12 protein-coding genes are annotated in these 12,583 nt (G+C 72.5%); 6 read left to right on the forward strand and 6 right to left on the reverse strand.

Going from position 1 to position 12,583, the window contains the following annotated elements:
* Nucleotides 1–49: 49 nt before the first annotated feature.
* Nucleotides 50–769, reverse strand: a complete 720-nt coding sequence (locus tag OG302_RS09270) for an ANTAR domain-containing response regulator (protein ID WP_371526328.1) — start codon at nt 767–769, stop codon at nt 50–52.
* A gap of 84 nt (nt 770–853) precedes the next feature.
* On the opposite strand from OG302_RS09270, the gene OG302_RS09275 reads away from it, so the two are divergent.
* A complete protein-coding gene (locus OG302_RS09275) occupies nt 854–2,029 on the forward strand; it encodes a PAS domain-containing protein (RefSeq protein WP_371526329.1) in 1,176 nt (391 codons plus the stop codon).
* Here OG302_RS09275 and OG302_RS09280 read toward each other — a convergent pair.
* Nucleotides 2,026–2,823, reverse strand: a complete 798-nt coding sequence (locus OG302_RS09280; protein WP_361830231.1) for an RNA polymerase sigma factor SigF — start codon at nt 2,821–2,823, stop codon at nt 2,026–2,028. The genes OG302_RS09275 and OG302_RS09280 overlap by 4 nt on opposite strands.
* A gap of 309 nt (nt 2,824–3,132) precedes the next feature.
* Here OG302_RS09280 and OG302_RS09285 point away from each other — a divergent pair, with 309 nt between their 5' ends.
* Nucleotides 3,133–3,504, forward strand: coding sequence for a CBS domain-containing protein (locus tag OG302_RS09285; RefSeq protein ID WP_371526330.1), 372 nt, complete (start codon nt 3,133–3,135; stop codon nt 3,502–3,504).
* Nucleotides 3,505–3,881: 377 nt separating this feature from the next.
* Here OG302_RS09285 and OG302_RS09290 read toward each other — a convergent pair whose 3' ends face one another.
* From OG302_RS09290 to OG302_RS09300, 3 genes are read right to left on the reverse strand one after another with little or no spacing between them, the layout of a single operon-like run.
* Nucleotides 3,882–4,874, reverse strand: a complete 993-nt coding sequence (locus tag OG302_RS09290) for an AraC family transcriptional regulator (protein ID WP_371526331.1) — start codon at nt 4,872–4,874, stop codon at nt 3,882–3,884.
* A gap of 45 nt (nt 4,875–4,919) precedes the next feature.
* On the reverse strand, nt 4,920–5,531 hold the full coding sequence (locus tag OG302_RS09295; RefSeq protein WP_371526332.1) for a TIGR03086 family metal-binding protein: 612 nt from the start codon (nt 5,529–5,531) through the stop codon (nt 4,920–4,922).
* 32 nt (nt 5,532–5,563) lie between these two features.
* Nucleotides 5,564–7,183 carry an ATP-binding cassette domain-containing protein gene (locus OG302_RS09300; protein WP_361830237.1) on the reverse strand — a complete coding sequence of 540 codons (1,620 nt, stop codon included), beginning with the start codon at nt 7,181–7,183 and terminating at the stop codon, nt 5,564–5,566.
* Between the two features lie 142 nt (nt 7,184–7,325).
* Here OG302_RS09300 and OG302_RS09305 point away from each other — a divergent pair, with 142 nt between their 5' ends.
* The 4 genes from OG302_RS09305 (at nt 7,326) to OG302_RS09320 (ending at nt 10,712) form a co-directional block, all read left to right on the forward strand.
* Nucleotides 7,326–8,786, forward strand: coding sequence for a bifunctional phosphatase PAP2/diacylglycerol kinase family protein (locus OG302_RS09305; RefSeq protein ID WP_371526333.1), 1,461 nt, complete (start codon nt 7,326–7,328; stop codon nt 8,784–8,786).
* 92 nt (nt 8,787–8,878) lie between these two features.
* Nucleotides 8,879–9,697, forward strand: coding sequence for a class I SAM-dependent methyltransferase (locus OG302_RS09310; protein WP_371526334.1), 819 nt, complete (start codon nt 8,879–8,881; stop codon nt 9,695–9,697).
* 109 nt (nt 9,698–9,806) lie between these two features.
* A complete protein-coding gene (locus tag OG302_RS09315) occupies nt 9,807–9,977 on the forward strand; it encodes a hydrophobic protein (RefSeq protein ID WP_361830241.1) in 171 nt (56 codons plus the stop codon).
* Between the two features lie 219 nt (nt 9,978–10,196).
* Nucleotides 10,197–10,712, forward strand: a complete 516-nt coding sequence (locus OG302_RS09320; RefSeq protein ID WP_371526335.1) for a hypothetical protein — start codon at nt 10,197–10,199, stop codon at nt 10,710–10,712.
* 6 nt (nt 10,713–10,718) lie between these two features.
* Here the strand turns inward: OG302_RS09320 and OG302_RS09325 are convergent, their stop codons facing one another.
* The gene (locus tag OG302_RS09325; RefSeq protein WP_371526336.1) at nt 10,719–12,560 is read right to left on the reverse strand and encodes a transketolase; all 1,842 of its coding nucleotides are present in this window, start codon (nt 12,558–12,560) and stop codon (nt 10,719–10,721) included.
* Nucleotides 12,561–12,583 lie beyond the last annotated feature (23 nt).

The raw sequence follows: 12,583 nt of genomic DNA on the forward strand, positions 1-12,583 counted from the left end.
TTTCTCTCCCGGGGCCTGCCACGGTTCCCACCCCCTCAAGGGAGTGCGGTCAGTCTTCGGTGGCCAGCCCCGCCAGTTCTCGCTCAAGACCCTTGCCCCGTGTCTCCACCACCGCCGCGGCGACGTCGGCCAGCTTGCGGTTCGTGGTCTGGGAGATGCGGCGCAGGACCGTGAAGGCCTTGTCCACGTCGCAGGTCAGGACGTGCATGACGATGCCGCAGGCCTGGTCGACGACGGGGCGGGTGCGCAGGGCCGTGCCGAGGTGGTCCAGTTCGGTGAGGGCCGCGCGGTAGCGGCGGTCGCGGACCAGGCCCGTCGTGGCGAGGTCGCCCAGCGCCTGGGCGGGGCCGTGCCGGACGTCGTCCAGGGCGCCGGGGCGGAAGCTGAACAGGGTCAGGGTGACGGTGAGCCCCGCGCGCTGGAAGGGGAGCGTGATGCTGGAGCGCACGCCGGAGTCCAGCGCCATGGCGCGGTACTCGGGCCACCGTTCGTCCCGGAGCAGGTCACGGGTCTCCACCGGCGCACCGCGCTCCTGCGCCGCCGGGATGGGCCCGGCGCCCGAGCGCAGCTGAACGGAGACGAGACCGGCGAGGTCGGGGTGGGTCACCGAAGCGGGGTGTTCACTGCCGCCCTCCGATACGGTCGTGCCCGCGCCGCAGCACGCGGTGGTGCAGCGCACGGCGTGTTCCGCCAGTTCCGACAGCCTGCGGCCCGGCAGCGCGGACTCGGGTCCCGCCAGGTCGAGGTCCGGTTCCGGTATGAGGGGCATGGTGGTTTCCTCCTCCTCTGCCTCCTCTGGTCCGCCTTCCCGCGACTCCCCCCGGAAAACGACCGCACCGGCTACGTTCAGCACATGGCCCAAACGGAGGAGTTCGGTGAAGAGATTGCGGATTTCGTGCGCCGCGTCACCGAGTTGAAGTCGGCCCGCTCCGTTCCTACGAATGACCTGGGCACGGTGCTCGACGCGGCGATCTTCGAACTCGACCATGTCGCCGCGCAGTTGCGGCCGCTCTACGAACGGCTCGTCGCCGAGGGCCACTTGGGCAGCGGTGCGCCCGACCGGGACGAACAGCGACTCCTGCGGGCCCTCTTCCAACGCCTCCCCCTGCCCGTGGCCCTGGTCGACCGGGAGTCGGTGGTCCGGCGGATGAACTTCGCCGCGACCGGCTTCACGGGCGCACGCGCGGGCTACGCCACCGGCAGGCCGCTGACCGGTTTCCTGCTGCACGCGGACCGGGTCGCGTTCCGTTCGCAGACCGCAGCGGTCGCACGCGGCGAGGGGGACCGCAGCCTCACCGTCCATCTCCAGCGCGACCCGCACCTCCCGGTCCACGCGACGCTCACCGCGCTGCGGCCCGGCGCCGAGCCGCGCACGGCGGTCCTGGTGGTGCTTCAGCCGGGCACGCGGCCCGCGGGATCACATGCGTCGCGCGTATCGCGCGTATCGCACCAGGAAGCCTTCCACTCTCCGGCTCCCGACCTCGGCGAGGCGACCCGGCACGCGGCCCGCATCGACCTCGCGGACGCCATGACCACCGCCCTCCTGACGGCTCCCGCCGGGGACCGCGCGGCCGTGCTCGCACGGGCGGCCGGCGTCCTGCACCCGCGGTTCGCCGACTGGGTGATCGCCGACGAGGGGGCCGCGCGACAGCGGCGTACGACCGTGCTGGGACCGAAGGACGCGCCGGTCGGCGACGTCCTCGCACAGACGCCCGCCGCGTGCCCCCTCGTCGTCGAGGCGGCACGCGGCGGGGCGCCCGTGCTCCAGGTCCGTCCGGAGGACCCGGAGTCCTTCGGCCGGGACACGTCCGGCGCCCCCGTCCTCGTGCGCGCACAGGTGACGTCCCTGCTGTGCGTGCCGCTGAGGGGACGCTCGGACGGGCCGGTGGAAGGCGTCCTCACGCTGTTCAGGAGCGGGGCGCGGCTCGCCTTCTCGATGGCCGAGGCCCAGACCGCCGACGTGATGTCCCGCCACATCGCGCTGGCCATGACCCGGCACACGAGCCGCGGGACCACCGCCAGGCCCTAGGCGGCGTCCTGCATGACCTCGTCGCGCAGCCGGTCGCAGCAGCGGCTGATCAGACGCGAGACGTGCATCTGGGAGATGCCGAGCTGATCGGCGATGCGGCTCTGCGTCATGTCGCCGAAGAACCGCATGTAGAGGATGTCACGCTCCCGCTCGGGCAGCGCGGCGATGCGCGGCTTGACGGCCTCGCGGTCGATGACGACATCGAGTGCGGGGTCGGGCGCGCCCAGTGCGTCGCGCAGCGCGTATCCGTCCTCGCTGCCCGGCAGTTCGGCGTCGAGGGAGAGGGCGGTGAAGCTGTCGAGCGCCTCGAGACCGGCGGCCGCGTCCTCCTGGGAGAGCTGCGCCTTCTCGGCGATCTCGGCGAGGGTCGGCGCACGCCCGGGGACGGTCTGGGTCAGTTCCTGGCGGGCGAACCGCACCCGGTTGCGCAGGTCCTGCACCCGGCGCGGCACATGGAGGGTCCACATGTGGTCGCGGAAGTGGCGCTTGATCTCGCCGGTGACGGTCGGCACGGCATAGCTCTCGAAGGCGCTGCCGCGCTCGGGGTCGTAGCGGTCGACGGCCTTGACCAGGCCGAGGGCCGCCACCTGGCGCAGGTCGTCCAGTGCCTCGCCGCGGTTGCGGAACCGGCCCGCGAGCCGCTCCGCCATCGGCAGCCAGGCCTTGACCAACTCCTGTCGCAGTGCGTCGCGTTCGGGCCCGTGCGGCATCTCGGTGAGCCTGCGGAAAGCGGCGGCGGTGTCGGGGGCGTCGTCGTGCGGGTGGCGCTTCGTCTGTCGCGCGTCGGGTCGCATGATGCGTCGCAACTCCCTTGTGGGTGCCTTGGGTTGAAGAGTCACCGTGGGATGCGCGCGAGACCGCGACGGGGCACACCCGGGGTCAGCTCAAGCTGCTCCCACGGACGTGCCTCCGGTCCGAAGCACTGTCTTCTTCGCCTGCCCCCGGGTCCGGGAGGCAAACACATGTGCGTCATGGCTGCGGACCATGGACCTCTGCCCCGGGTCCTCCCCCACTCACACTTCTTCGGGGCAAACCCGCATGGACCGGCCGCACACGGGTACTGCGGCGGAAGCACTCACCCCCCGCATGGAAGGGCCCCAACCATGGCTGTTGTCGTAAGGGACGTCATGACACCGGGCGTCGCGGCAGTAGGTCCCGATGCCTCGCTGGTGGAGGCGGCGCAGGTGATGCGTGCCCAGGACATCGGTCACGTACTGGTGGCCACGGGCGGCCGGGTGGTCGGCGTGCTCACCGACCGGGACATCACCCTGCGCGCCGTCGCCGACGGCGCCGATCCGCTGACCGTCAGCGCGCAGGCCATCTGTACCCCGAACCCGGTGATGGTCGCGCCGGACGACGCGGTGTCGTCGGCGGTCAGCCTGATGCTGGAGTACGCCGTGCGCAGGCTGCCCGTCGTCGAGGACGGCCAGCCGGTGGGCATGGTGACCCTCCGGGATGTCGCCGCGTCCACCTGAGGCCGAGGCGCCGCACACCACGGCGACGTGCGCCGCGGCCCGGCCCCCGGCCGGGCGGGGGGCCTGGCCCGGTCCGGAGGGGAGCGGGTCCGGTTGCACGGTGGTGCAGGGGGAGCGACCGGACCCGCGGCGCGGGCCCGGCCCGGCCTGAGGCCGGGCCGGATCGTCCCCGGCGGTCCGTCACGGTCGTACCCCTGGGGCGGGTTAAGGACCCGTGGGCAGCGACCGGCCCAACCGGTGACAGGTGAAACGATAAATCAGCGACCCGGCGGTCACGATCCGCTGAGCGCGGCCAGTGTCCGCATAACGCACGGTCCGATGGACGCGCGGTCAGGAGGTCAGGACGACGCGGGCTCCGGGCGACGGTGTCTCCGGGTTCAGCTCCGCAGCGTCTGGGACGGCAGCTCCCCGAACCTGGCGTGATACTGCTCGGCGAACCGCCCCAGATGGCTGAAGCCCCACCGGTACGCCACCTCGCTCACGCTGAGCTCACCGGGCTCCGCGGCCCGCAGTTCGTCGCGCACGCGAGTCAGCCGTACGTCGCGTACGTACGCCATGGGGGACATGCCCACATAGCGGCGGAACGCCTCCTGGAGCCAGCGCACCCCGACCCGCGCCTCGGCGGCCAGACCGGCGGGCGTGAAGGGGTACTCGGGCTGTTCCTTGACCGCGTCCATCGCGCGTTTCACGGGGGCCGGGCGCAACTTCTGTGCCGGAGAGGTGAGTTCTTCGCGGTAGGGGTGTTCGACTGCCAGCAGCAGTCCGTTCAGTATCGCCTCCTGGAGGGGCGCGGAGACCAGGGGCAAGGCATAGAGCGAGGCCATGTCCACGGGCTCGCCGGGCTCCTCGCGCAAGTCCTCGATGACCGTGGTGACGAGCCGGGCCCAGCCGCGCCCCGGGCCACGGGTGGTGTCCAGCTCGGGGGCGAGTGCCAGCGGGGTGCGGACAGGCCGCCCGATGAGCTGCTCCAGGCGTTGGTCGAGCGCCTCGCGGTCCATCTTCACCGCCAGGATCCGGCAGTCCCCGGTCCACCGCTCCACCACCGTGTCGCCGACGGGCTGGAACACCCCGGCCCGCTCCGCGGTCGCGACGGTGCTCGCGCCGCCGCCCTGCCGGAAGTGCATCTGCCCGCCCAGCAGTATGTTCACGTGATACGCGCCCAGTTCGCCCACCCGCATCCGCACGTCGGCGCCGCAGCTGAGCTCCCCGACGGTGAGCGCGCCGAGCTGCCCGATCTCGAACTCGGCGCTGAAGGTGCGGGGCCCGTCGATGACATCCATGAAATTGCTGTAGAACGTGGCACCGATCATCTGCCGTGCCTCGTCCACGTCCGCGCTCCTGAAGGACGTCCTCAGCGTCTCGGTGCTCACGCGTGACTCACCCGCTCCCCCGACATCACTCGCGCTCCCCCGCGGCTACACCCGGCGCCCCAGCAGACTCAGCAGCTTCGTCTGCGCGTCGGCGCCCTGCGACGGTTCCACCGCGGGAGCGAAGAGCCCGGTCTTCGCCAGGTCCGCAGCGTACGGCTTGATTTCCCGTGCGGAAAAGGCGACGAGGTCATCCGGAAGTTTTTCGTCCGCGCCGATCGCCCGGGAGAGGTCCCAGGCGTGCACGACGAGGTCGGTGATCATCTGTCCGCAGTAGAAATCGGCCCCGGTGTCCCCGAAGGAGAGGTGGACCGTCCGCTCCAGGGCGCCCGGCTCGCGGAACGCCTCCCGGGACCCGGCGGAGGCCGTGTCCCAGGACGCGACCGGGTCCGGTCCGAGCATGTCGCCGTCGAAGGCGTCGCCGACGGAGTCGATGGTGACGCCGTCGCGGACCAGCGAGGGCACCCAGAGCTGCTCGGCGGTGAGGTGGTTGACGAGGTCGCGCACGGACCAGTCGGCGCACGGCGTCGGCGCGTCCCACTGATCGGCACCGACCGCGTGCACCCGGTCGGTGAACAGGTCGAGCGCGGCGGCGTGCCGGGCGAGGAGCGGGCGGGCCGCCGGATCGGACGGGCCCGCTGTGCCAGTCGTTTCTGCCATGCCCGCCATTGTCCTCCTGGAGCCAGGAGCCGCTACCGCTTCCGCTCGACGCGCCGCTCGTCCCACACCGGCTCGGGCGTCTCGCGCACGAGACCGTCGCTGCCGAAGACGAGATAGCGGTCGAAGGAGCGGGCGAACCAGCGGTCGTGCGTCACCGCGAGCACCGTCCCCTCGTACGCCTCAAGGCCTTCCTGGAGCGCCTCGGCCGATTCCAGGTCGAGGTTGTCGGTGGGCTCGTCGAGCAGCAGGGCGGTGGAACCCTCCAGCTCCAGGAGCAGGATCTGGAAGCGCGCCTGCTGGCCGCCCGAGAGCCGCTCGAAGCGCTGCTCGGCCTGCCCGGTGAGCTCGTACCTGCGCAGCCGCGACATCGCGGGCCCCTTGGCCTGGGCGTGCTCGCGCCACAGGATGTCGAGGAGCGTGCGGCCGAACAGCTCGGGGTGGGCGTGGGTCTGGGCGAAGTGGCCCGCCACGACGCGCGCGCCGAGCTTCCAGTCGCCGGTGTGCGTGACGTCGCCGCCGGCGAGGAGGCGCAGGAAGTGCGACTTGCCGGAGCCGTTCGAGCCGAGGACGGCGACCCGCTCGCCGTAGAAGACCTCCAGGTCGAAGGGTTTCATCAGGCCGGTCAGCTCAAGGCCCTTGCAGGTGATGGCCCGGATGCCGGTCCGCCCGCCCTGCAGCCGCATGGTGATGTCCTGCTCGCGCGGCGGCTCGGGCGGCGGTCCCGCCTCCTCGAACTTGCGGAGCCTGGTCTGCGCGGCGGCGTACCGCGAGGCCAGCTCATGGCTGATGGAGGCGGCCTGCCGCAGGCTGAGCACCAGCTTCTTCAGCTGGGCGTGCTTCTCGTCCCAGCGCCTGCGCAGCTCCTCGAAGCGCGCGAAGCGCTCCTTGCGCGCCTCGTGGAAGGTGGAGAAGCCGCCGCCGTGCACCCAGGCGTCGGCGCCCGCGGGCCCCGGCTCGACGCTGACGATCTTCTCGGCGGCGCGGGCGAGGAGCTCGCGGTCGTGCGACACGAAGAGGACGGTCTTGCGTGTCTCCTTGAGCTTCTCCTCCAGCCAGCGCTTGCCGGGGACGTCGAGGTAGTTGTCCGGTTCGTCCAGGAGCAGCACCTCGTCGCCGCCGCGCAGCAGGGCTTCGAGCACGAGCCGCTTCTGCTCACCGCCGGAGAGCGTGCGGACCTCGCGGAACTGCGCCTTGTCGTACGGGATGCCGAGCGCGGCCGTGGTGCACATGTCCCAGAGCGTCTCGGCCTCGTAGCCGTGTGCCTCCGCCCAGTCGGAGAGCGCCTGGGCGTACTGGAGCTGGGCGGACTCGTCATCGACGGTCATGATCAGGTGTTCCGCGACGTCCACGGCCTTCGCGGTCTCGCGGATGCGGGAGTTCGATACGGAGACGAGCAGGTCGCGCACGGTCGTCTCGTCGCGCACGGAGCCGACGAACTGCGGCATGACGCCGAGGCCGCCGCTGACGGTGACGGTGCCGCCGTGGGGCTGGATCTCGCCCGAGATCAGGCGGAGCAGGGTGGTCTTGCCCGCGCCGTTCGCCCCGACGAGGGCGACGATGGCGCCCTCACCGACACGGAAGGAGACATCGCCGAGCAGGGCTCGGCCGTCCGGCAGGTAGTACTCGATGTGCGCGGCTTCCAGATGTCCCATGCGGGGGATTCTCCGTGGCGGGTGCCGATCGCCGCAAATGCGTTTCGCCCGGCTCCGCCCGGCCCTCGCGCCCCGTGGCCGGTTTCTTGCCCCGCCCGGCGGCAGGGGAAAGGAAGCCGCTCCGCGGGGTACCCGCGCCCCCATGCCTCTGCGAACGCGTCTCATCGCCCTGGACCATCGCACCTTCGCCGCCGTCGCCACCCGGCACTGGCCGGGCGGCGACCGTTTCCTGCCCCGGCTGAGCCGCAGCGCGAACCACGGCCTCCTGTGGTTCGGGGTGGCCGCCGGGATCGCGGCGACCCGCACCCCGCGGGCCCGGCGTGCCGCGCTGCGCGGGACCGCGTCGCTCTCGCTCGCCTCGGCCACCATCAACACCCTCGGCAAGCGCTCGGTGCGCCGGGCCAGGCCGATGCTCGACGGGGTGCCGCTGATGCGGCAGCTCAAGCGTCAGCCCATCACGACGTCCTTCCCGTCGGGGCACTCCGCGTCGGCCGCCGCCTTCGCCACCGGGGTCGCGCTGGAGTCGCGGGGCTGGGGCGCGGGCGTCGCACCGGTCGCGGGCGCGGTCGCGCTGTCCCGCGTCTACACCGGCGTGCACTTCCCGAGCGACGTCCTGGCGGGGGCGGCGCTCGGCGCGGGCGCGGCCTTCGCCGTGCGCGGCATGGTCCCGACCCGGGATCTGCTGCCGCCGCCGGGCAGGCCCCGCGTCGACGCCCCCGCGCTGCCCGGCGGCAAGGGCCTGGTCCTGGTGGTCAACTCCGCCGCCCGCGCCCCCGGACGCGCCCAGGCGCTGCGCGAGGCCCTGCCGCTCGCCGAGGTCGTGGAGTGCGGACCGGACCGCCTCGGTGCGGAGCTGGAGAGTGCCGCCGCGCGGGCCCGGGTGCTCGGCGTGTGCGGCGGGGACGGCACCGCCAACGCGGCCGTCCCCGTCGCCCTGCGGCACCGGCTGCCGCTCGCGGTCCTGCCGGGCGGCGCGCTCAACCACTTCGCGTACGACATCGGGGTCGAGGACCCGCGCGATCTCTGCCGGGCGGTCGAGGCGGGGGACGCGATCGCCGTCGACGTCGGGCGTTTCAGCGACGGGAGCGGTGGCCCGCAGGGGTACTTCCTCAACAGCTTCAGCCTCGGCGTCTACCCGGAGCTCGTGCGGCTGCGCGACCGCTGGACCCACCGCGTCGGCGGCCGGGCCGCGGCGGTCCTTGCCGCCGTCCGGCTGCTCCGCTCCGACCGGCAGCCGCTGAGCGCCGAATTCCGGGGCAGGCAGCGGGACTTGTGGCTGCTCTTCGTGGGCAACGGCGTCCACCACCGGCTCGGGTTCACGCCCGGCCGCAGGCTCGACCTGGCCGACGGACTGCTCGACGTACGCATCGTGCACGGCGGCCGCAGGCCCGGCTCACGGCTGCTCGCCGCGGCGCTCGCGGGGCCGCTGATGCGCTCGCCGGCGCAGACCGCCGCGCATCTGCCCGGGCTGCGGGTGGACGGTCTGGAGCCGGGGACGGTGGTGTCGTACGACGGCGAAGAGACCGTCACGCAGGGCCGGTTGACGGTCGACAAGCTGCCCGAGGCGCTGACCGTGTACCGCCCGTCCCCGTCACCCCATTGACCACATAGTGATACGTGGGTCTCATCATTCGACATGTCGGCGTAGCGTTCCGACCACCGCAACAAGCGGCAGCGAACGAAGGAGTTCCCGTCATGCCGGAGGAGACCGCCGTCTACACGCACGGACACCACGAGTCCGTGCTGCGCTCCCACACCTGGCGCACCGTCGCCAACTCGGCCGCCTATCTCGTCGACGCGGTCAAGCCCCACATGCGCGTCCTCGACATCGGCTGCGGTCCCGGCACCATCACCGCCGACCTGGCCGCTCTCGTCCCCGACGGCCATGTCACGGGCGTCGACCACGCGCCCGGAATCCTGGACCGGGCCCGTGCGACGGCGGCCGAACGCGGCCTGGACAACGTGGAGTTCGCCGTCGCCGACGTGCACGCCCTGGACTACCCGGACGACTCCTTCTGCGTCGTCCACGCCCATCAGGTGCTCCAGCACGTCGGCGACCCGGTGCGCGCGCTGAGCGAGATGCGGCGCGTCTGTGCGCCGGGCGGCATCGTCGCCGCCCGTGACGCGGACTACTCGGCGATGGCGTGGTACCCGAAGTCCCCCGCCATGGACGACTGGCTCGATCTGTACCGGCGGGTGGCCCGCGCCAACGGCGGTGAGCCGGACGCGGGCAGCCGCCTCAAGTCCTGGGCGCTGAAGGCGGGTTTCGACGACATCACTGACATCACCGCGAGCGCGAGCACCTGGTGCTACAGCTCGGCGGAGGAGCGCGCCTGGTGGAGCGGGCTCTGGGCGGACCGCACGGTCGCCTCCGGCTACGCCGACCGGGCCGTGGAGGGCGGGCATGCCGACGCCGGTGAACTGCGGGCGATCGCCGACGCGTGGCGGGAGTGGGGAGCGCAGGACGACGGCTGGTTCGCCGTGCTGCACGGGGAGATCCTGTGCCGTAAGTGACGCGGGGCGCCGCACGCTCGCGTGGCGTCGCCCACAGTCGTACGCGGGTGCGCGCTCGGCTGCTTAGAGCGGCCGGTCGGGGATACCCGGAGCAGCAGGAGGTAAGACAATGGTTCCTATTCTGCTGGTCCTTCTGCTGGCCCTGCTGCTCTTCGGCGCGGGCTTCGCCGTGAAGATCCTCTGGTGGATCGCCGTCGCCGTGCTCGTCATCTGGCTCGTCGGGTTCCTGATGCGCAGCACGACTGCCTCCGGGACACGGTCCCGCTGGTACCGGTGGTAGCCGCCCACCAGGGGTAGCCGTACTCGGAACCCTGAAGTCCCCGAGCCCGCGGGCTCGGGGACTTCCGTCTGTGCGAAGCCGTACGTGGGGTTCCTTTCAGGCCGCGCAGGGGTGCTGACGACACCTGAAGACGGGGGCTGATGGGCGTGCCCGGAGCCGCCCGCGCCGGAAGGATTCAGGGCGAGGGTTCAGGGCGGACCCGAGTGAGCGAGGCACACCATGGCGCACGGCACGCAGAGACGACCCCTTCCCTCCTCCCGGTCCAGCGGCGGTGGGACCTCCGCTCCCCCACCCGTCCACGCCGCGTTCGCGCTCTGGATCACCGCGGTCGTGGCGGGCTTCTTCGAGACGGTGCTCATGGTCGGCGGGCTGATCTCGGAGGGCGACACGTCCGCCGGGGAGCTGGCCGGCGGCCTGCTGCTGCGGATGGCCGTGTTCTCCGCGGCCGTCCTGGTCGCCGTCCAGCTGAGGCGGGGCAGGAACTGGGCGCGTCTGACGCTCGCCGTGGGGCTCGGCGTCCTCGGCACGCTGTCCCTGGTGGTCGAACCCCTCCGGTGGCTGGCCGACGGCCATGATCTGGGGGACGCCTTCCGGGACCTGGGGGTGGTGGACGTGCTGTTCGGCGCGAGCCGCGTGCTGCATCTGAGCGCGGTGCTCACGGCGACGGTCCTGATGTTCCGGCCCACCGCCAACGCCTGGTTCAGGGCGCGGTCCACGGCGGCCGGGCGGCCCTGACCGGGGTCACCGCACGACCGCCTGCTCCACGAGCAGCCGCGCGGCCGCCGCGATGGACTCCGCGTCGATGCCTGCCGCGTGCAGTTGTTCGTCGGGGGACGCGGATCCCGGCATGGTGTTCACCGCGAGCCGCACCATGCGCGGCACCGGACCCCCGTCGCTGAACGCCTCGGCGACGGCGTCGCCGAGGCCGCCCTCCGGCCGATGGTCCTCGACGGTCAGCAGACAGCCGGTGCGCTCGGCGGCAGCGCGCAGGGTGGCGCGGTCGACGGGCTTGACCGAGTACAGGTCGATGACCCGCATCTGGATGCCCTCGCGGTCGAGATACTCTGCCGCGGTCAGCGCCTCGTGGACGGTCACGCCCGCCGCGACCACCGTGAGCCGGTCGACGTCGGAGGAGCGCAGGACCTTGGAACCGCCGACGGGGAACTCCTCACCGGGCCCGTAGATGACGGGCGTGTCCCCCCGTGACGTACGCAGGTACCGCACGCCGTCCAGGCCCGCCATCTGCGCGACGAGCTTCCCCGTCTGGTGGGCGTCGCACGGATACAGGACCGTCGAGCCGTGCACGGAGCGGAACATCGCCAGGTCTTCGAGGCCCATCTGGGACGGCCCGTCCTGACCGATGGCGACGCCCGCGTGGGAACCGACGAGGTTGATGCCGGCGCCGCTGATCGCCGCCATGCGGACGAAGTCGTGGGCGCGGGTGAGGAACGCGGCGAACGTCGACGCGTACGGGACCCAGCCGCGCGCCGCCAACCCCACGGCTGCGGCGACGAGTTGCTGCTCGGCGATGTAGCACTCGAAGAAGCGGTCGGGGTGTTCCTTGGCGAAGTACTCGGTCCGCGTGGAGTCGCCGACCTCCCCGTCGAGGGCCACGACGTCGCCGCGGGCGGTGCCGAGCGCGGCCAGCGCCTGGCCGAAGGCGGTGCGGGTGGCGACGGAGTCGCCCACCTCGTGGCGCGGCAGTTCCAGATGACCGCTGCGCGTCGCGTGCAGCGCCCGCGCGGCGGCGGGCCTGCGCACCTCGACGCGTACGTCGCCCACGCCGCCCAGCTCCTCGACGGCCGCCTCCGGCAGCGGCTTGCCGTGCAGGCCCTCACGGTCCTCGGCGGCGGCGACGCCCTTGCCCTTGACCGTGCGGGCGAGGACGACCGTGGGCTGCCGGGTGGTGGAGCGGGCCTCCTGGAAGGCTCGGTCGACGTCCTCCAGGTCGTGGCCGTCGACCTCGACGACATGCCAGCCGAAGGCGGCGAAGCGCCGTGCGTAGGCGTCCAGGTCCCAGGCGTGCCGGGTGGGGCCGCGCTGCCCGAGGCGGTTGACGTCGACGACGGCGGTCAGATTGTCCAGGTGTTCGTACCCGGCGTGCTCGACGGCCTCCCACACCGAGCCCTCCGCGAGCTCGCTGTCGCCGCACAGCACCCAGACCCGGTAGGGAATCCGGTCGAGCCGCTTGCCGGAGAGGGCCATGCCGACGCCGACGGGCAGCCCCTGCCCGAGGGACCCGGTGGCGACCTCGACCCACGGGACGCGGCGCGGCGTCGGGTGCCCTTCGAGGCGGCTGCCCTGCTTGCGGAAGGTCAGCAGTTCGGCGTCGGTGACGACTCCCGCCGCTTTGTACGCCGCGTAGAGGAGGGGCGAGGCATGCCCTTTGGAGAGGATGAAGCGGTCGTTGCCGGGATGGTCGGGCCGGTCGAAGTCGTACTGCAGATGGTGCGCGAGGAGCACGGCCATCAGGTCGGCGGCGGACATCGACGAGGTGGGATGCCCGGAGCCGGCGGCAGCCGCGGCCCGCACCGAGTCGACCCGCAACTGCCGTGCGAGCGGGGAGAGTTCGCTGGTAGTCATGGCGGGTCCTCCTTGAGGTGGGG

The sequence above is a fragment of the Streptomyces sp. NBC_01283 genome, from assembly GCF_041435335.1.
Classification (GTDB): domain Bacteria; phylum Actinomycetota; class Actinomycetes; order Streptomycetales; family Streptomycetaceae; genus Streptomyces.